17 protein-coding genes are annotated in these 17,323 nt (G+C 63.5%); 9 read left to right on the forward strand and 8 right to left on the reverse strand.

Features of this window, described 5'->3' with window-relative positions; all coding sequences use genetic code 11:
• The first annotated feature begins 11 nt into the window (after window positions 1-11).
• The 3 genes from pcaD (at window position 12) to ROSMUCSMR3_RS05490 (ending at window position 3,256) form a co-directional block, all read left to right on the forward strand.
• Complete coding sequence (pcaD, locus tag ROSMUCSMR3_RS05480; RefSeq protein WP_081506684.1) at window positions 12-809, forward strand: 3-oxoadipate enol-lactonase; 798 nt, start codon at window positions 12-14, stop codon at window positions 807-809.
• 66 nt (window positions 810-875) lie between these two features.
• Entirely contained in the window at window positions 876-1,961 is a 1,086-nt protein-coding gene (locus ROSMUCSMR3_RS05485) for an alcohol dehydrogenase catalytic domain-containing protein (RefSeq protein ID WP_081506685.1), read from the forward strand.
• 62 nt (window positions 1,962-2,023) lie between these two features.
• Window positions 2,024-3,256: a mandelate racemase/muconate lactonizing enzyme family protein gene (locus ROSMUCSMR3_RS05490; RefSeq protein ID WP_081506686.1), complete on the forward strand. Its 1,233-nt coding sequence runs from the start codon at window positions 2,024-2,026 to the stop codon at window positions 3,254-3,256.
• Between the two features lie 3 nt (window positions 3,257-3,259).
• Here ROSMUCSMR3_RS05490 and ROSMUCSMR3_RS05495 read toward each other — a convergent pair whose 3' ends face one another.
• A complete protein-coding gene (locus ROSMUCSMR3_RS05495; RefSeq protein ID WP_008280609.1) occupies window positions 3,260-4,180 on the reverse strand; it encodes a LysR family transcriptional regulator in 921 nt (306 codons plus the stop codon).
• 105 nt (window positions 4,181-4,285) lie between these two features.
• On the opposite strand from ROSMUCSMR3_RS05495, the gene metF reads away from it, so the two are divergent.
• The 4 genes from metF to ptsP all read left to right on the forward strand — a co-directional run bounded on the left by metF (window position 4,286) and on the right by ptsP (window position 9,337).
• Window positions 4,286-5,152, forward strand: a complete 867-nt coding sequence (metF, locus tag ROSMUCSMR3_RS05500; protein WP_008280610.1) for a methylenetetrahydrofolate reductase [NAD(P)H] — start codon at window positions 4,286-4,288, stop codon at window positions 5,150-5,152.
• A 61-nt stretch (window positions 5,153-5,213) separates the two neighbouring features.
• On the forward strand, window positions 5,214-5,705 hold the full coding sequence (locus tag ROSMUCSMR3_RS05505; RefSeq protein WP_081506687.1) for a PaaI family thioesterase: 492 nt from the start codon (window positions 5,214-5,216) through the stop codon (window positions 5,703-5,705).
• 82 nt (window positions 5,706-5,787) lie between these two features.
• Window positions 5,788-7,026 carry an aspartate kinase gene (locus ROSMUCSMR3_RS05510; RefSeq protein ID WP_081506688.1) on the forward strand — a complete coding sequence of 413 codons (1,239 nt, stop codon included), beginning with the start codon at window positions 5,788-5,790 and terminating at the stop codon, window positions 7,024-7,026.
• A 67-nt stretch (window positions 7,027-7,093) separates the two neighbouring features.
• Window positions 7,094-9,337, forward strand: coding sequence for a phosphoenolpyruvate--protein phosphotransferase (ptsP, locus tag ROSMUCSMR3_RS05515; RefSeq protein WP_008280613.1), 2,244 nt, complete (start codon window positions 7,094-7,096; stop codon window positions 9,335-9,337).
• Window positions 9,338-9,350: 13 nt separating this feature from the next.
• On the opposite strand, the gene ROSMUCSMR3_RS05520 is transcribed toward ptsP, so the two are convergent.
• The 4 genes from ROSMUCSMR3_RS05520 to ROSMUCSMR3_RS05535 form a co-directional block, all read right to left on the reverse strand.
• Window positions 9,351-10,547 (reverse strand): HlyD family secretion protein, encoded by a 1,197-nt coding sequence (locus ROSMUCSMR3_RS05520; RefSeq protein ID WP_008280614.1) that lies wholly within the window; start codon window positions 10,545-10,547, stop codon window positions 9,351-9,353.
• Window positions 10,540-10,914, reverse strand: a complete 375-nt coding sequence (locus ROSMUCSMR3_RS05525; protein WP_008280615.1) for a hypothetical protein — start codon at window positions 10,912-10,914, stop codon at window positions 10,540-10,542. The genes ROSMUCSMR3_RS05520 and ROSMUCSMR3_RS05525 overlap by 8 nt, the downstream gene beginning before the upstream one ends.
• A 109-nt stretch (window positions 10,915-11,023) precedes the next feature.
• The gene (locus ROSMUCSMR3_RS05530; protein ID WP_081506689.1) at window positions 11,024-11,794 is read right to left on the reverse strand and encodes an EcsC family protein; all 771 of its coding nucleotides are present in this window, start codon (window positions 11,792-11,794) and stop codon (window positions 11,024-11,026) included.
• Window positions 11,795-11,862: 68 nt separating this feature from the next.
• Window positions 11,863-12,348, reverse strand: coding sequence for a GNAT family N-acetyltransferase (locus ROSMUCSMR3_RS05535; RefSeq protein WP_081506690.1), 486 nt, complete (start codon window positions 12,346-12,348; stop codon window positions 11,863-11,865).
• An 89-nt stretch (window positions 12,349-12,437) separates the two neighbouring features.
• Between ROSMUCSMR3_RS05535 and ROSMUCSMR3_RS05540 the strand changes: the two genes are divergently transcribed.
• Entirely contained in the window at window positions 12,438-13,043 is a 606-nt protein-coding gene (locus tag ROSMUCSMR3_RS05540; protein WP_198133579.1) for a flavin reductase family protein, read from the forward strand.
• Between the two features lie 32 nt (window positions 13,044-13,075).
• Here the strand turns inward: ROSMUCSMR3_RS05540 and ROSMUCSMR3_RS05545 are convergent, their stop codons facing one another.
• Window positions 13,076-14,740, reverse strand: a complete 1,665-nt coding sequence (locus tag ROSMUCSMR3_RS05545; protein WP_081506691.1) for an ABC transporter permease — start codon at window positions 14,738-14,740, stop codon at window positions 13,076-13,078.
• Window positions 14,741-14,817: 77 nt separating this feature from the next.
• Window positions 14,818-15,834, reverse strand: coding sequence for a nicotinate-nucleotide--dimethylbenzimidazole phosphoribosyltransferase (gene cobT / locus ROSMUCSMR3_RS05550; RefSeq protein WP_081506692.1), 1,017 nt, complete (start codon window positions 15,832-15,834; stop codon window positions 14,818-14,820).
• A gap of 78 nt (window positions 15,835-15,912) precedes the next feature.
• Here cobT and cobS point away from each other — a divergent pair, with 78 nt between their 5' ends.
• Window positions 15,913-16,671 (forward strand): adenosylcobinamide-GDP ribazoletransferase, encoded by a 759-nt coding sequence (cobS, locus tag ROSMUCSMR3_RS05555; RefSeq protein WP_081506693.1) that lies wholly within the window; start codon window positions 15,913-15,915, stop codon window positions 16,669-16,671.
• A gap of 57 nt (window positions 16,672-16,728) precedes the next feature.
• On the opposite strand, the gene ROSMUCSMR3_RS05560 is transcribed toward cobS, so the two are convergent.
• On the reverse strand, window positions 16,729-17,238 hold the full coding sequence (locus ROSMUCSMR3_RS05560) for a CarD family transcriptional regulator (protein WP_008280623.1): 510 nt from the start codon (window positions 17,236-17,238) through the stop codon (window positions 16,729-16,731).
• Window positions 17,239-17,323: the final 85 nt, after the last annotated feature.

Raw genomic sequence — 17,323 nt, forward strand, 5'->3', positions numbered from 1 at the left:
GAGCGACGCGGATGATGTTTGATACAGGCGATGTGACCCTGCATTACCTCGACGAAGGCGACCCCGAGGGCGCGCCCATCGTCTTTGCCCATGCGCTTGGCACCGGCACGTTTCTCTGGGATGCGGTGGTGCCGCTGTTGCCGCCCGGCCTGCGGATCATCCGCTATGATGCGCGCGGGCATGGGCAATCCTCGACCCCGCCTGCCCCCTATTCCATGGGCGCGCTCATCCGCGATGCCGAGCGATTGCTGGATCACTTGCAGGTGCGTGAGGCGATGTTTGTCGGCCTTTCGATTGGCGGGATGGTGGCGCAGGGGCTGGCGGTAAAGCGCCCCGACCTCATTCGGGCGCTGGTGCTGTCCAATACCGGGGCCAAGATCGGCACGCCCACGCTTTGGGCCGAGCGGATCGCCACCGCACGCCGCGCGGGCGGCATGGCAGAGCTGGCGCGCGGATCGTGTGAACGGTGGTTCACGCGCAGCTATCTTAAGGAAAACAGGCACTTGCCATGGTTTGAGCGGCTTTGCCAGCATGATCCAGAGGGCTATGCCGGCTGTGCCGCTGCCATTTCCGGCACGGATTTCTACACGCCTACCTCTGGCCTGCGCCTGCCCACGCTGGGCATTGCGGGGGCCGAGGATGGCTCGACCCCGCCCGATCTTGTGCGCGAGACGGTGGACCTAATCCCCGGCTCAAAGTTCGAGCTGATGCGCCGCACCGGGCATGTGCCCCCGGTGGATCAGCCGCAAGAATACGCGCGGCTGCTGTCAGAGTTTCTGCGCGCCACGGGGCATATCGGCCACGCCTGATAGAAACCCGCTTGCGGTGACACGCGAATCCGGATCACTTGCGCCCAGCATTGGAAGGGAGGCCCCATGCAGACCATCACAGCCGCCGTATGCCATGAATTTGGCGCGCCTCTCGTGATCGAACCGGTGCATCTGCGCGCGCCCGAGGCGGGTGAGGTGCAGGTCGAGGTCAAGGCGGTGGCGATTTGCCACTCGGATATTTCCTATGCGATGGGGGGTTGGGGCGGCACCCTGCCCGCCGTTTATGGCCATGAGGCGGCGGGGATTGTGAGCGCGGTTGGCGCGGGTGTCTCCGGCTTTGCGTTGGGCGATCCGGTGGTTGTCACGCTCATTCGCGCCTGCGGGCACTGCGCGCCCTGCGCCACGGGCCGCCCAACGGGATGCGAGACGCCACAAGACGACGGGCACGGGCCGCTTTCGACGCTTTCGGGGGGGAGATTGCATCAGGCCATGGCCTGCGGGGCCTTTGCCACATCTGTTGTGGTGCATCACAGTCAGATCGTGAAAATCCCGCATGGGATCGACATGGCGGCGGCCAGCCTATTGGCCTGCGGGGTGATTACCGGCGTGGGGGCCGTGATCAATGCGGCCAATCTGCGCGCAGGGCAGGATGTGGTGGTGATTGGGGCAGGCGGTGTCGGCCTTAACGCCATTCAGGGCGCACGCATCGCGGGCGCGCGGCGGATCGTGGCGGTGGACATGACCGAGGACAAGCTGGCCGCCGCCCGTGAATTCGGCGCGACCGATGGTGTCTTGGCGACCGAGGAAAAGCCGTGGCGCAGCGCCAAGGCGGCGATGGGACGTGGGGCCGATGCGGTGCTTGTCACCGTGGGCGCGGCCAAGGCCTATGATCTGGCGCCGCGCTATCTGGCCGGGGGTGGAAAGGTGATCATGGTCGGCATGCCCCATACGGGTGCCGCCTCAAGCTATGAAGCCGCGAGTTTCGCTGCGATGGGACAATCCATGGTCGGCTCCAAGATGGGCGAGGCGGTCATTCGCCGCGATATTCCGTGGATGGTCGATCTTTATGGTCAAGGGCGGCTCAAGCTGGACGAGCTGATTTCCCGGCGCTGGCGGTTTGACCAGATCAACGAGGCCATCGCCGATACAAAATCCGGGTCGGCCCGGCGTAATGTGATTGTGTTTGAATGACAGCCTTTCATCTGGCCGCAAATGCCGCGTGCCCCGCTCTTGCGTTTTAACAGGACACAGCCATGAAGCTCAGAGACCTCGATATCATCGTGACCGCACCACCCGCGCCCGGCTGGGGTGGGCGCTATTGGATTTTGGTCAAGCTGACCACGGATGACGGGATCACCGGCTGGGGCGAATGCTATGCCGCGAGCGTCGGGCCTGAGGCCATGCGCGCGGTGATCGAGGATGTGTTTGCCCGCCATATGGAAGGCGAGAACCCCGAGAATATCGAGCTGATGTTCCGCCGCGTCTATTCCTCGGGCTTTACCCAACGCCCGGACCTGACGGCCATCGGGGCCTTTTCGGGGCTGGAGATTGCCTGTTGGGATATTCTGGGCAAGGCGAGGGGGCGGCCTGTCTGGGCGCTTTTGGGCGGCAAGATGAACCCGCGCATTCGCGCCTATACCTATCTTTATCCCCTGCCCCATCATCCGATCACACCATTCTGGACCTCGGCCGATATGGCCGCCGAAAGTGCGGCGGATTGCGTGGCGCGCGGTTATACGGCAGTCAAGTTCGATCCCGCAGGCCCCTATACGCTGCGCGGCGGGCATATGCCTGCGATGACGGATATATCCCTGTCGGTCGAGTTTTGCCGCAAAATCCGGGCGGCGGTGGGCGACAAGGCCGATCTGCTTTTTGGCACCCATGGGCAATTCACGACCGCAGGCGCGATCCGTCTGGGCCAAGCCATCGAGCCTTATTCGCCGCTCTGGTATGAAGAGCCGGTGCCGCCCGACAATGTGGGTGCAATGGCACAGGTGGCGCGCGCGGTGCGCATCCCCGTGGCGACAGGCGAGCGTTTGACCACCAAGGCCGAGTTTGCGCCTGTGCTGCGCGAGGGCGCGGCGGCGATCCTGCAACCGGCCTTGGGCCGTGCAGGCGGCATCTGGGAGATGAAGAAAGTGGCCGCCATGGCCGAGGTCTATAACGCGCAAATGGCACCGCATCTTTATGCCGGGCCGGTGGAATGGGCGGCGAATGTGCATTTTGCCGCGTCCATTCCCAATATCCTGATGTGCGAGAGCATCGAAACCCCGTTCCATGATGCGCTGATCAAGGGCGGCATCCGGGTTGAAGGTGGTTATATCACCCCGCCAGAGGCCCCCGGTCTGGGGATCGAGGTGGATGAGGCGCTGGCGCGCGCCAACCCCTATCACGGCACCGGCCTGCATCTGGAGATGCAGGAAGCCCCCTGCGACTATACCAACGGCAACAGCTTTGCCGGGGGGGCGCCGCACGAAGAGGGCTGACGCTCAGCCCCCCACCTTATCGCCACGTTGCAGGCGCACCGGGATTTCGCGGGCGAGTTTGAGCAGATAGGCCATATAAGGCTTGTCTGCGTCATCGTCGCGGATGGCGGCATAGAGGCGTTTGGTCTTGCCTGTGGCTGTGAGGGGGCGGGTCACGTAATCCGTGCTGGTCTTGACCTCGCGCACCACCCAATCGGGCAGCACGGCGACACCGCGATTGGAGGCGACCAGAAGCAGGATCACGGCGGTCAGTTCGACCTGTCGGATGCTTTTGGGTTCGACCTTGGCCGGGGTCAGCAATTCGGTAAAGACATCAAGCCGCGAGCGGTCCACCGGATAGGTGATCAGCACCTCATCGCGAAAGTCAGCCGCCTCGACATAGGGTTTCTGCGCCAAAGGATGCTGGCTTGAGGCGACAAAGACCGGCTCGTAATCAAAGAGCGGTTTGAAGCTGATTCCCGGCAGATCCTCGGGGTCGGAGGAGACCACCAAATCCACCTCTTCCTTTTGCAGGGCGGGCAGCGCGTCAAAGGCCAGACCGGGGCGAATATCAACATCGACCTCGCCCCAGGTTTTGCGAAAGCGTTCCAGCACAGGGAAAAGCCATTCGAAACAGGCGTGGCATTCAATCGCGATATGCAGGCGGCCCGCGCTGCCCTCGCGCAGGCCTTCGAATTCCTGTTCCAATGCTTCGATCTCGGGCAGGATTTTTTCGGCCAGCCGCAGCAGGCGCTGACCGGCAGCAGACAGGCGTAAGGGTTTGGAACGTCTCACAAAAAGCTCGACCCCGGTCTGATCCTCAAGCCCCTTGATCTGATGGCTGAGGGCGGATTGGGTGATGTGCAACAGGTCCGCCGCACGTGCCAAACCGCCGGCCTGATGAATGGCACGGATCGTTTTCAGGTGCCGGAACTCGATATGCATTATTAGTGAACCTCATTCAAACCATGAATTTAATGAAGTTGTCTCACATTGCTGCACCTGCAACAAGAGGACAACAGATTTCACTCCTGCACGGGATGACCCAAGATGACAACGCCGCGTATCTCTTTTGAATTTTTCCCGCCCAAGACGCTTGAGGCCTCGTTTCGCCTGTGGGAGACGATCCACGCGCTTGCGCCGCTCGACCCACGGTTTGTGTCCGTGACCTATGGCGCGGGCGGCACCACCCGCGAATTGACCCGCGAGGCGGTGGGCACCTTGCACAAGGCCACCGGCCTGAATGTGGCGGCGCACCTGACCTGCGTCGATGCCAGCCGCGCCGAGACGCTGGAGATTGCCGACCAATTCGCCGCAGCTGGCGTGTCTGAGATTGTCGCCCTGCGCGGCGACCCGCCCAAGGGATCGAACGGGTTTGTTCAGCACCCGGATGGGTTCGCCAATAGCTGCGAGCTGATTTCCGCACTGGCCGATACCGGCAAGTTCACCATCCGTGTTGGTGCCTACCCCGAGAAGCACCCCGAAGCGGCCGATCAACGCGCCGATATCGACTGGCTCAAGCGCAAGATTGACGCGGGCGCATCCGAGGCGATCACGCAGTTCTTCTTTGAGGCAGAGACCTTTTTCCGCTTCCGCGATGCCTGTGCGGCGGCAGGGATCAACGCGCCGATCATCCCCGGCATTCTGCCGATTGAAAACTGGGTCGGCGCGCGCAAATTCGCACTGTCCTGCGGCACGCAGGTTCCTGCGTGGCTGGATGAGGCGTTTGACAAGGCCATTCGCGACAACCGGCATGACCTGCTGGCAACCGCACTGGCCACGGAACTGTGCAGTGACCTGCTGGATGGTGGGGTCGAAGACCTGCATTTCTACACGCTCAATCGCCCGGAACTGACGCGCGATGTGTGCCATGCCTTGGGTGTCACACCCAAAGTGACGCTGCGCGACGTCGCCTGAGCGCTTGCCGAGACAGTCGGCCCCGCCTACCCTGCACCCCGCAGGGACAGGAGGGGCCGATATGCCGTCATACCACGCCACATCGCTGGACGAATTGCCGGACCTCGCGGCCATTTTGGCCCGAACGGGGCTGGGGTTCATCGAGGATATGATCGCAGGCCGCTTGCCCTGCCCGCCGATTGGGGCGACGCTGGGCTTTCGGCCGATTGAGGCGCGGCAGGGTCATGTGGTGTTCGAGGGGGCAGCACAGTTTGACGCCACCAACCCGATGCGCGGCGTGCATGGTGGCTGGTATGGGGCCATTCTTGACAGTTGCATGGGCTGCGCGGTGATGACGGCGCTCGAGCGTGGCGAGACCTACACAACCCTGGAATACAAGGTGAATATCACCCGCGCCCTGCCGCTTGATGTGCCGGTTCAGGCGATTGGCTCGCTTGAACACAAGGGCCGCTCGACCGCCGTGGCGCGCGGCGAATTGCGCGGGCTGAGCGACGGGCGGCTCTATGCCACCGGATCGACCACCTGTTTGGTGATGCGTCCCGACGGCGCATAGATGCTCCGGGCGCAGCACCCCCTTGCGCAGCGCCCTGCCCGCGCGTAAACCGCGCCCGATACTTCGGCTCAGGACTGCACCCATGCCCGTTCTCGTGATGAAATTCGGCGGCACATCGGTCGCCAATATCGACCGCATCCGCCGCGCCGCCAAGCGTGTGGGCCTTGAGGTGGCCAAGGGCTATGACGTGATCGTCATCGTCTCGGCCATGTCGGGCAAGACCAACGAACTGGTTGGCTGGGTCAATGAAATCGCGCCCTTACATGATGCGCGCGAATATGACGCCGTGGTCAGCGCGGGCGAGAATGTGACGGCGGGGCTGATGGCGCTTACGTTGCAGGAAATGGACATCCCGGCGCGCAGTTGGCAGGGCTGGCAGGTGCCGCTCAAGACCAATTCTGCGCATTCTGCCGCCCGGATCGAGGAAATCCCAACCGAGAACATCAATGGCCGCTTTGCCCAAGGCATGCGCGTGGCCGTTGTGGCGGGCTTTCAAGGGGTTTCGCCCGAGGGCCGCATCACCACGCTGGGCCGTGGCGGATCGGACACCACCGCCGTGGCCTTTGCCGCCGCCTTTGATGCGGAACGCTGCGATATCTACACCGATGTGGACGGGGTCTATACCACCGATCCGCGCATCACCTCCAAGGCGCGCAAGCTTGATAAGATCGCGTTTGAGGAAATGTTGGAACTGGCCTCGCTGGGGGCCAAGGTGCTGCAAACCCGTTCCGTGGAACTGGCGATGCGGTATAATGTGAAACTGCGGGTGCTCAGCAGTTTCGAGGAACCATCTGATGAGGCCGGCACGCTGGTCTGCGCCGAGGAGGAAATCATGGAATCAAAGGTTGTCAGCGGCATCGCCTATTCCCGCGACGAGGCGAAAATGACCCTCATTTCGGTGGCGGACCGCCCCGGCATCGCGGCCGCCATCTTTGGGCCCCTGTCCGAGGCGGGCGTGAATGTCGATATGATCATCCAGAATATCGCCGAAGAAGGCCGCACGGATATGACCTTTTCGTGCCCCACGGATCAGGTGATCCGCGCCGAGAAGGCGCTACGCGAGGCCAAGGAACGCGGCGACATCAACTATCACGACCTTGTGGCCGATACCAATGTGGCCAAGATTTCGGCAGTGGGCATCGGCATGCGCAGCCAATCGGGTGTTGCCGCCAAGATGTTCAAGACGCTGAGCGATGAAGGAATCAACATCAAGGTGATTGCAACCTCCGAGATCAAGATTTCCGTGCTGATCGACCGGAAATACATGGAACTCGCGGTGCAGGCACTGCATGATGCGTTCGAGTTGGACAAAGCGGCCTGACCCGGCCACAGCATCCCTGCCGCCGGGTCTGGCCAATCCCTGAATCTGCTTGGGGGGATCGCCACCCATGAGCGAACATTTCAAGACCGACAGCCGCCAGATGCTGGGCCGACTGCGTGCCATCATGGCCGAGGATGCGGGCGGGCAGACGCGGCTTGACCAGATTACCCGCCTCATCGCCGAGGAAATGCGGATCGAGGTGTGCTCGATCTATCTGTTCCGTGACGAGGACACGCTGGAGCTGTGCGCGACAGAGGGTCTCAAGGCCGAGGCCGTGCACCAGACCCGGATGCGTATGGGCGAGGGTCTGGTGGGCCGTGTGGCGCGCACCGGCGAGGTGATCAACACCGACAATGCCCCGGCAGAGCCCGGATTTCGCTACATGCCAGAGACCGGCGAAGAGGCCTATTCGTCGTTTTTGGGTGTGCCGATCCAGCGGCTTGGCGAAAAGCTGGGCGTTCTGGTTGTGCAATCGAAACAGGCGCGGCTGTTCTCAGACGAAGAAATCTACGCGGTCGAGGTGGTGGCCATGGTTCTGGCCGAAATGGCCGAACTGGGCGCTTTTGTGGGCGAAGGGGCCGCCATGTCGGCGCGCCACCAGCAAGCGGTGCTGTTTCGCGGTGCCAGCGCGCAGGAAGGCACGGCGCAGGGCCGGGTCTGGCTGCACGAGCCGCGCGTGGTTGTGACCAATCCCATCGCCGATGATCCGGTGCGTGAATTGACACGGCTGAACGAGGCGGTTGAGGCGCTGCGCGTGGGCGTGGACCGCATGCTGAATTCGGCCAATGGCGGCGACAAGGATCAGACCGAAATTCTGGAAGCCTATCGCATGTTCGCCAACTCCAAAGGCTGGATGCGCCGGATGGAGGCCAATATCGACAGCGGTCTTTCAGCAGAGGCTGCGGTGGAAAAGGAGCAATCCGCCGCCCGCGCGCGCATGGGCCAGGTGACGGATGCCTATCTGCGCGAGCGCCTGCATGATCTTGATGACCTCTCGAACCGGCTGTTGCGGATCCTGACCGGGCAGGGCAACGAGACTGGCGCGGACATGCCCGCCGATCCCATTCTGATCGCCCGCAACATCGGCCCCGCAGAGTTGCTCGATTATGGCCGCACCCTGAAGGGAATCGTGCTGGAGGAGGGATCGGTCGGGTCTCATGCCGCGATTGTGGCGCGGGCGTTGGCGATTCCGCTGGTGATCCATGCCAATCGCATCACGACCGAGGCCCTGAACGGCGATCCGATCCTTGTCGATGGTGATCAGGGCATCGTGCATCTGCGCCCCGACGATACGGTCGTGTCGGCCTTTCGCGACAAGATGGCGATGCAGGCCGAGGCGCAGCAGCGCTATGCCTCGATCCGTGACAAACCCGCCGAAACGCTCTGCGGTCAGCGCATCAAGCTCAAGATGAACGCGGGGCTTATGGCCGACCTGCCCAGCCTTGTCGGCTCGGGGGCAGAGGGGGTGGGGCTGTTTCGCACCGAATTGCAGTTCCTGATCCGCAACCACATGCCCAAACGGGCCGAATTATCAGAGCTTTATGCGCGGGTGATGGATGCCGCCGGGGAGCAGCGCGTGGTGTTCCGCACGCTTGATATCGGTTCGGACAAGGTGCTGCCCTATATGAAGCCCAATGACGAACCCAACCCGGCGATGGGCTGGCGCGCGATCCGGGTGGGGTTGGACAAGCCGGGGGTGATGCGGATGCAGCTTCAGGCGCTCATTCGCGCCGCCAAGGGGCGACCGCTGACCATCATGTTCCCCTTTGTGGCACAACGCGACGAGTTCACCGCCGCCCGCGCCGAGATGGACAAGGCCCTAGAGCGCGAGCGTATTCTGGGCCATCCGATCCCTGCGCAGATCGAAGTGGGCGCGATGCTGGAAACCCCATCGCTGGCTTTTGCGCCGGATGACTTTTATTCAGAGGTGGATTTCATCTCGGTGGGTGGCAATGACCTCAAGCAGTTTTTCTTTGCCGCTGATCGTGAAAACGAGCGCGTGCGCCGTCGTTATGACACGCTCAACATCAGCTTTCTCAATTTCCTTGAGGGGATTGTCTATCGGTGTGCCACGCTTGGAACGCCGCTGAGTTTCTGTGGCGAAGATGCGGGCCGCCCGATCGAGGCCGCGTGCCTTGCCGCCATCGGGTTTCGCACGCTCTCGATGCGCCCCGCCTCTATCGGCCCGGTCAAGAGCCTGTTGCGGCGGATCGACCTTGGACAGTTGCGCGAGCTGATCCATGCAGAGCGCGCGCGCGGTGCGCAGACCGTGCGCCCGGCGGTGATGGATTATCTGCGCGACCAGATGTGAGGCGCGCACGGCCCTAGTGACCACCCCCCCCGGCCAGGCCCACACCCGACACCAGCGATCCCCAGACCTTGATGCGCAGCCCCACCGCCTTGACCACGCCGGTGGCTGCGATCACATGGCCGAAAAAGCCGGGCAGATTGCTGGTATAGGTCTGAATCATGCAGCCGCTGCCATCGAGCATGATCTTTTCATGCTCGGGATGCGCCAGTTCAAAATAAACAAGGATCGACCCGCGCCGCAGCATTTCGGCGGGGTCCATCAGGCGACCACCGGGCACGATCTGCCCCGTGGAGATGGCCGGTTGCACCGAGACCACGCGCGCCGGAAGGACCGCATCGCGAAATGACAGGCTTATATTGCTGTCGCAGGCGATTTCGGCGGGCATGCCCTCGTAGATCGTGCTGTTGGCAACCTGAGAAAATCCCGCAACGGTGCGCACGGGCGTGCCTTGTGGCCGGTCGGGGATGATCACCATGGCCGGGCTGAGGATCAGGGTCGAGGCGGGGCTGCCCAAGCTCATGGCAAGCTGGGTGACAACACCGCCCGTATAGGCATGCACCTCGGTTTGCGCCAAGGCGACTTGCGCGCTGTGCAGGGCGGCTTCGGCAGCGCGGCGTTGCGCGGGAAGGGTTTGGGAAATATCCGTCTGAGCCAAGGCAACCTGCGCCTCTGCTGCGGCAACCCCAGCCTCGGCAATCGCGACCGAGGATTCCAATTGGCGCACGGCATCGCGCGTGCCGACGTTGCGGGTGACAAGCGTCAGCGCGTTATCGAGATCGACGCGCAGCTTGTCGAGCGACGCCTCTGCCTCGGCAACAGAGGCTTGGGCGACCTTGAGCGTCTCGGCGGCCTTGGTCTCGGCCGCGCTGATCTTGGCGAATTCCGCCTCTGCCTGTTCCAGGGCGGCGCGTTGAGCCCGGTCATCGACTTGGAACAAAAGATCGCCCGCTTCGACCCGTTGGCCATTGATGACGTTGATCGCCGTCACAGGCCCGCTGGCCTGTGACACCACGGAAATGGTGCGGAACGGCACGATGCCCGAATAGGATTTGGGGTGGAAATAAAAGATGAGGAGGAAGAGCAAGAAGGCCAGCACCGCCCAGATCAGAACCGCTGTGCGCATGTTCCAGACGGTCATCGCCTCGCCGCGACGCTTGAGCTGGAAATACCGGATAATGACCGGGAAAGAGGTCAGAAGCAGCTCAATCACGTTGGGTGTCTCCTGTCGGCTTGGCCGTATCTTCGGGCGTCTGTGCGCCTGCGCCCCACAGGTTGAAGCGCGCCAAATCGGCCATGAGCGCAATCAGGATGGCACTGATCGGCAACAGGATATTGAAATGCCCGAGCGGAAACAGCTCGTAAAGCAGAGCGACGGTGAGCATCGTCGGGATCGTCTTGGCCAGCGGCGTGCCGTGCGATTGATGTTCGGCCCAGCGATCAAAGGCCGCGTAGAGCGTGACGAGCACATAGATCACCGCGATAAGCAGCCCCAAGGACACCCATGCCAGCGTGTCGCCCTCTCCCGGCGCGGCGAACCATCCCGGAAGCGCAGCGCCGTGTTCCTCTGTAGTTGCCATAGCTGAAATCCATCACGATCAATCGCCATCAGCCTATGGGTTATAGCTGCAATATCAAGGAAATTATGTGCTGCATCCGCCGTGCTGATGCAGGGGCGGACAGATCGGATCAGCTGGCGCGGCCCGGTGTGCTTTGGGCCATTGCACGAAACTCGGCGCATAACGCGGAATGGTCGCGACCGGCGTCAATCGCCAGCCGACGGAGCCCGAAATGCACCTGCGCCATATCCTGATAATAGCGGGTGTAGGCATAATTGGTCGCCGCCCCTGCTGCGGCCCCCAAAATCGGCACGGTCTGCGCCGCCAGCTTTTGGCCCAAGACCGCCGCCAGACGCGGGGCCACCCGCGCGATAAGCGCGTTGAGCCCGGGGCCGGTGACAGTCATCCGACTGCCCAGAAAGCCCAGATTGGCCCCATCGTCGCGCTCGAGCGGCCCTGCCGCGCCGAACACCTGCACCGAATCGAACCGCACAGCGGGTTCGGATGGGTCAAACCCGTATTCCACCGCCACATCCTGAATGGCGCGCAAGAGCACGGTAACCGTGATCGGCAGTTCGGCCAGCGCTGTGGGCAGGCCGCCGATGCCGCCCACCGCCCCCATTGAGGTGGTCAGCGCCCGCGCCATCCAGCCCGGCTGATCGCCCACAACCCCGCGCGAGCGATGCGCCATTTCGGCGGCGCGGCGCAGCGCCTCTTCGGTGGTTTCATTGAGCCGCGCGCGCAAACTGGGCGGCAAGCGATCCAGCAACCCCTCGGCGCGCCCACCCACAAGGTTGAGCAGATCAATCACCCCGTTGCCCGCCTGCGCATTGCGCGCCACCAGCGCGCGCAAGCGCCGCTCGGTTTCGGTCTCGTCAATCGGTCGGCCCAAAAGCTCCATCCGCGTGTCCCACCACAAGTTCCAAGCCAAGGCTCACCCGGCACAACTGGCCACGGCAGAGCCTGAATTCAAGCGTCGCGCATCACTTTGCCAGCCACATCCTCCCACGCGCCGGGGCGCAGTTCCAGCCCCAGCACACGCTCTGGGTTGGTGGGGGGCGGCATTTCCACGGCGGTCAGCTTGGTAAATCCAAAGCGGCTATAGTAGGGCGCGTCGCCCACCAAGATCACCCGCTCCCAGCCGAGCGCCGCTGCGCGCTCCAGACTGTCGCGCATGAGCAGCGCGCCCAGCCCCTCGCCCTGATGGGTGGGATGTACGGCAACAGGCCCCAGCAAAAGCGCGCGCGCCGTGCCGATCCGAACAGGCCAATAGCGGATTGCCCCGGCCAAAATCCTGTCATGATCGCGCACCACAAGGCACAGATCGCGCACGGGGGACACATCATCACGCAGCCGGTAAGACGACAGTGCCTCGCGCCCCGGCGCGAAACACAGGTCATATAGGGCCTCAACCTCCCAGTAATCAACGGGTTTCTCCGTCTCGAGGGTGAACATGCCGCGCGTTGCCCTTGCCAAAAATCGACTGGCCATGCGCGTAGCACGACGTTACGACAGGCACAAACCCGATGACCAAGGAGAGGCGGATGTTTTACCGACCCGAAGAGGGCCATGGCCTGCCCCATAACCCGTTCAACGCCATCGTGACACCGCGTCCGATTGGCTGGATTTCGACCCGTGGGGCCGATGGGCAGGACAATCTGGCCCCCTATTCGTTTTTCAATGCGGTCGCCTATGTGCCGCCACAGGTGATGTTCGCCTCGACCAGCGCCAAGCCGGATCGCGGCGATACCAAGGACAGCGTCGCTAATATCCGCGAGACAGGCGTCTTTTGCGTCAATATCGTCAGCGAAGCATTGCGTGATGCCATGAACCAGACCTCTGGCGCGTGGGGCCGTGAGGTGGATGAATTCACCGATGCCGGGTTGGACAAGGCGACCTGCGAAACCATCGCCTGTTCCCGCGTGGCGGCAAGCCCGGCCAGTCTGGAATGCAAGCTGACGCAGATTGTGCAACTGCCCGGCGAGGCGAATTTCGTGGTCTTTGGCGAGGTGATCGGCGTGCATATGCGCGACGACTGCATGGTCGAGGGCCGGTTTGACGTGACCCGGTTCAATCCGCTGACCCGGCTTGGGTATCAGGATTATTCGGTGATCCGCGAGACTTTCAGTTTGAAGCGACCGGGGGAGTAAGCCGCGCGGGCGTGATTGGGGTGAATGTTACGCTACCCCGCTGAAATCGCCGTGCCCAGTTTTGCCGCGCGCCGCCCCATGCTCTCGCGGCCCAGCGTGCGGCAGAGGATCAGCACCGGGATCAGTCCGAACGCCACCAGCACCAGCGATGGCACCGCCGCCTCTGACAACCGCTCATCGGCGGCGAGGCGGTGCGCCTGAACCGCCAGCGTCTGAAAATCAAAGGGGTGCAGGATCAGGGTGGCGGGCAATTCCTTCATCACATCGACAAAGACGATCAAAAGCGCGGTCAGAACCGAGGTGCGCGCCACCGGCAGATGCACCCGTGTCAGCAGTTTTGGCCCCGGCTGCCCCAAAGAGCGGCCAATCGCATCAAGATGCCCCGGCACCGTCGCCATGCCACTGTCATAGGCGTTGAGCGCCGCCGCCATGAACCGCACCATATAGGCCATGATCATGAGCCAGATTGATCCGGTGATCAAAAGCCCGGTGCGGATGCCGAATGTCTCTTGCATGAAGGCGTCGATGGCGTTGTCCAGCCCCGCCATCGGCACCATGAGGCCAACGGCAATGACGCCACCGGGCACGGCGTAGCCCAGACCTGCCCCCATCACCAGCCAGCGCGCGCTGCGCCCCGGACGGGTGCGGGCGCGAAACCCCACGAGGATTGCCCCCACCACCGTCAGCACTGCCGCGACACTGGCCAAGAGCACCGAATTGGTCATGAACCCGAGATAGCGCGCCGAAAGGATATTTTGCCCCGAGCCGATGGCCATTTCCCCCAGCATGATCACCGGAATGATGAAGCCAAACAGCACCGGCAGAAAACAGAGCGTAAAGGCCCCCCAACCCGCCGCACCGCGCAACTGCGGGCGTTCCATCGTCTCGAACCGTGCGCCGCGCCCGGCGGTGCGCGACCGCCCCCGGCTTGCCCGCTCTAACCCGGCCAAGAGCAGCGCGAAACTGAGCAGGCACAGCGCCAGTTGCGCCGCCGCCGCCCGGTCGCCAAGGCTGAACCACGCCTGATAGATGCCGGTGGCAAAGGTCTGGACGTTGAAAAACGCCACGGTGCCGAAATCGGCGATCGTCTCCATAACCGCAAGAAGTGCCCCGCCCGCAATCGCCGGGCGCGCCATCGGCAGGGCCACCCGCCAGAAGGCCTGCATCGGCGAACGCCCCAGCGTGCGCGCCACAAGGAACGCATTGCCCGATTGCTGCCGAAACGAGGCCCGCGCGAGAAGGTAGACATAAGGATAGAGCACGATTGTCAGCATCAGGGCCGCCCCGCCAAGGCTGCGCACCTCTGGAAACCAGTAATCGCGCGGCCCCCAACCCGTGATCGCGCGCAAGGCGGTTTGCACCGGGCCGGGATGGTCCAGAAAATGCGTATAGGCATAGGCCATGACATAGGCCGGAAACGCCAGCGGCAGCGCCAGCGCCACCTCTAAAAGCCGCGCACCGGGAAAGCGGTAGACCGTCACCAGCCAAGCCGTAACCGATCCGATCACCGCCGTGCTGACGCCGACGATGGCGACCAGCGTCAGGGTCGTCGCGGTATAACGCGGCAAGACAGAGGACAGCACATCGCGCCAGGTCTGCAAATCGCCCGCGAAGGCCGCGAGCGCCGCCGCAAGGATAGGCGCCACGCAGAGCACGACGACGACCCAGGCAAGGCGGTGCAAAAGGGTTTCGCTCATGGGCCAAACGCTCCGGTATAATCCGACGGTTTTGATCAGTATTCCGGGGCGGCAGGCGGGTCAAGCCGATGAGGCGATTACGCCCCCGACACGCCCGCCTCGGCAAAGGTGGCCATACCAGAATGACAGGCGAGCGCCGCTTGCACGATACCCATCGCCAGAACCCCGCCCGAGCCCTCGCCCAGACGCAGGCCCAGCGCCAAAAGCGGCTCTTTGCCCAATGCGTGCAAGAGGCGTGGATGACCCGGCTCGGCGCTGACATGCCCGGCTATGGCGTGATCAAGCGCGCCGGGGCATTCCGCGTGCAGACAGGCGGCGGCGGCGGTGCAGATAAAGCCATCGAGCACGACCGGAACACGCAGCTGCCGCGCCCGCGCCATGGCCCCGGCCATCGCCACCAATTCGCGCCCGCCCAAGCGGCGCAAAACCTCTAGCCCCCCTGCCCCAGAGGCGGCGTTGACCGTGACCGCCCGCGCCACGATCTGTGCCTTGTGCGCCAGTGCCGCATCGGCCAGCCCGGTGCCGCGCCCCGTCCATCCCTCGGCCCCGCCGCCAAAGAGCGCCAGCGCAATCGCCGCCGCAGAGGTGGTGTTGCCGATGCCCATCTCGCCCACAACCAAAAGGTCTGTAGCCGGGTCCACCGCATCCCAGCCGATGTTGAGCGCGCGCAGCATGTCGTCTTCGGACATGGCCGGGCCAAGGCTGATATCGCCCGTGGGCCGATCCAGATCGAGCGCGACCACATCCATCCGCGCGCCCACTTGCGCCGCCAATTGATTGACCGCCGCCCCGCCCGCCCGAAAATTCGCCACCATCTGCGCAGTGACAGCCGCAGGAAAGGCGGAAATGCCCTGCGCCACCACCCCATGATTGCCTGCAAAGACGATCACTTGCGGTGCTGTCACCCGCGCCCGTGCGTTGCCGCGCCAGCCGCAATACCATTGCGCCAGATCTTCAAGCCGCCCCAGCGCGCCGGGGGGTTTGGTGAGGTCTGCGTCGCGGGCTTGCGCCGCTTGCGTCGCCGCCGCATCGGTGCCGGGGGCCGCGCGCAAGAGGGCTGCGAAATCCGAAAGCGAAGAGAAAGGAGACGGCATGCAAAGCCTCATTGATTGTGCTGCGCCCATTCTGTATCGCAGGCAAAGCCCCCGCCCCAGACGAAAAAGGGCACGCCCATGGCAGAAAACGACAAGGCGTTGATCCGCCTCAGAGATATGCCGCTGGCGCTGAGCCTGCTCAGTCGCTTGGCCGTGCCGTTGCGGCGGTTTGATCGCGGCGCGCGGGCGGCTTGGGCCTATCCGTTGGCGGGGCTGGTGCTGGGCGGTATGGCGGCCTTGGGTGGGATCGCCGCCCTGGCACTCGGGCTGCCCACGCCGGTTGCGGCGCTTGTGAGCCTGAGCCTACAGGTGGTTCTGACCGGGGCCATGCACGAAGACGGGTTGGCAGATACTGCCGATGGTCTTTGGGGGGGATGGACGCCGGCGCGGCGGCTCGAGATTATGAAAGACAGCCATATCGGCAGCTACGGGGTCATTGCGCTGATCCTGTCACTGGGCGCGCGCGGTGTGGCGCTCTGGCTGCTTTTTGAGGTCAGTCCGGCACTGGCGACCTCTGCCATTCTGGCCGCCGCCCTGCTGTCACGCGCGATGATGCCTTTGGTCATGTGTGCCCTGCCCCATGCCCGCGCCAGCGGGTTGTCGCAGGCGCAGGGGCGCGCGCCGCGGGCGACGGCGACGGTTGGGCTGGCCCTTGCGGTGGGTCTGGCGCTTGTTCTTGTCGGTGCGGCAGGGCTGAACGCGCTGGTTGCGGCGGCCGTTGCCACCTGCGCCCTTGGCCTGATTGCCCGCGCCAAAATCGGGGGGCAAACCGGCGACATCCTTGGGGCCACGCAACAACTGGCGGAAATCGCGGTGTTGTTCAGCCTTTTGATGTGAGCCATGAAAAAAGCCGCGCCAGAGGACGCGGCCTTTTCCTAACATTCGGGGTTGGGATCACGCCGCGCGCGACACCAGCACCTCATCCACCTTGCGGGCGGCCAGAACTTCATCGCCACCCGACACGGCGGCCACTTCGCGCGTCAAACGCTCGAGTGCGGCCTCATAGAGTTGACGCTCGGAATAGCTCTGCTCGCGCTGATCGTCCGAGCGGTGCAGGTCGCGCACCACCTCGGCAATGGCAATCAGATCGCCAGAGTTGATCTTTTGCTCGTATTCCTGCGCCCGACGCGACCACATGGCACGTTTGACCTTGGCCTTGCCCTTGAGCGTGCTCATTGCCTTGGACACGACATCGGGGCTGGACAGGCCACGCATCCCAATCTCGGTGGCCTTGTTGGTGGGCACACGCAGGGTCATCTTATCCTTTTCAAAGGAGATCACGAACAGTTCCAGCGTGATGCCGGCGATTTCCTGCTCTTCGATCGAAACGATCTGGCCCACGCCATGGGCGGGGTATACAACGTAATCATCAGGGCGAAATTCGGACTTTTTGGTCTTCGACATTCAGGTCTTCCTCGCAGGGCTGCCAGCTCGGACGCACAAAAACACATGCCAAGGGCCAATGCGGTCCACGGAATATGTGTATCTG

The organism is Roseovarius mucosus (assembly GCF_002080415.1).
GTDB lineage: Bacteria > Pseudomonadota > Alphaproteobacteria > Rhodobacterales > Rhodobacteraceae > Roseovarius > Roseovarius mucosus_A.

Excerpts from the sequence above, each read along its gene's own strand:
- pcaD (WP_081506684.1), top strand. The coding sequence starts at position 12 with ATGATGTTTGATACAGGCGATGTGACCCTGCATTACCTCGACGAAGGC.
- ROSMUCSMR3_RS05560 (WP_008280623.1), bottom strand. The coding sequence starts at position 17,238 with ATGTCGAAGACCAAAAAGTCCGAATTTCGCCCTGATGATTACGTTGTA.
- ROSMUCSMR3_RS05510 (WP_081506688.1), top strand. The coding sequence starts at position 5,788 with ATGCCCGTTCTCGTGATGAAATTCGGCGGCACATCGGTCGCCAATATC.
- ROSMUCSMR3_RS05545 (WP_081506691.1), bottom strand. The coding sequence starts at position 14,740 with ATGAGCGAAACCCTTTTGCACCGCCTTGCCTGGGTCGTCGTCGTGCTC.
- ROSMUCSMR3_RS05485 (WP_081506685.1), top strand. The coding sequence starts at position 876 with ATGCAGACCATCACAGCCGCCGTATGCCATGAATTTGGCGCGCCTCTC.
- ROSMUCSMR3_RS05540 (WP_198133579.1), top strand. The coding sequence starts at position 12,438 with ATGTTTTACCGACCCGAAGAGGGCCATGGCCTGCCCCATAACCCGTTC.
- ROSMUCSMR3_RS05505 (WP_081506687.1), top strand. The coding sequence starts at position 5,214 with ATGCCGTCATACCACGCCACATCGCTGGACGAATTGCCGGACCTCGCG.
- ROSMUCSMR3_RS05535 (WP_081506690.1), bottom strand. The coding sequence starts at position 12,348 with ATGTTCACCCTCGAGACGGAGAAACCCGTTGATTACTGGGAGGTTGAG.
- ROSMUCSMR3_RS05530 (WP_081506689.1), bottom strand. The coding sequence starts at position 11,794 with ATGGAGCTTTTGGGCCGACCGATTGACGAGACCGAAACCGAGCGGCGC.
- cobS (WP_081506693.1), top strand. The coding sequence starts at position 15,913 with ATGGCAGAAAACGACAAGGCGTTGATCCGCCTCAGAGATATGCCGCTG.
- ROSMUCSMR3_RS05525 (WP_008280615.1), bottom strand. The coding sequence starts at position 10,914 with ATGGCAACTACAGAGGAACACGGCGCTGCGCTTCCGGGATGGTTCGCC.
- ROSMUCSMR3_RS05490 (WP_081506686.1), top strand. The coding sequence starts at position 2,024 with ATGAAGCTCAGAGACCTCGATATCATCGTGACCGCACCACCCGCGCCC.
- ROSMUCSMR3_RS05495 (WP_008280609.1), bottom strand. The coding sequence starts at position 4,180 with ATGCATATCGAGTTCCGGCACCTGAAAACGATCCGTGCCATTCATCAG.
- metF (WP_008280610.1), top strand. The coding sequence starts at position 4,286 with ATGACAACGCCGCGTATCTCTTTTGAATTTTTCCCGCCCAAGACGCTT.
- ptsP (WP_008280613.1), top strand. The coding sequence starts at position 7,094 with ATGAGCGAACATTTCAAGACCGACAGCCGCCAGATGCTGGGCCGACTG.
- cobT (WP_081506692.1), bottom strand. The coding sequence starts at position 15,834 with ATGCCGTCTCCTTTCTCTTCGCTTTCGGATTTCGCAGCCCTCTTGCGC.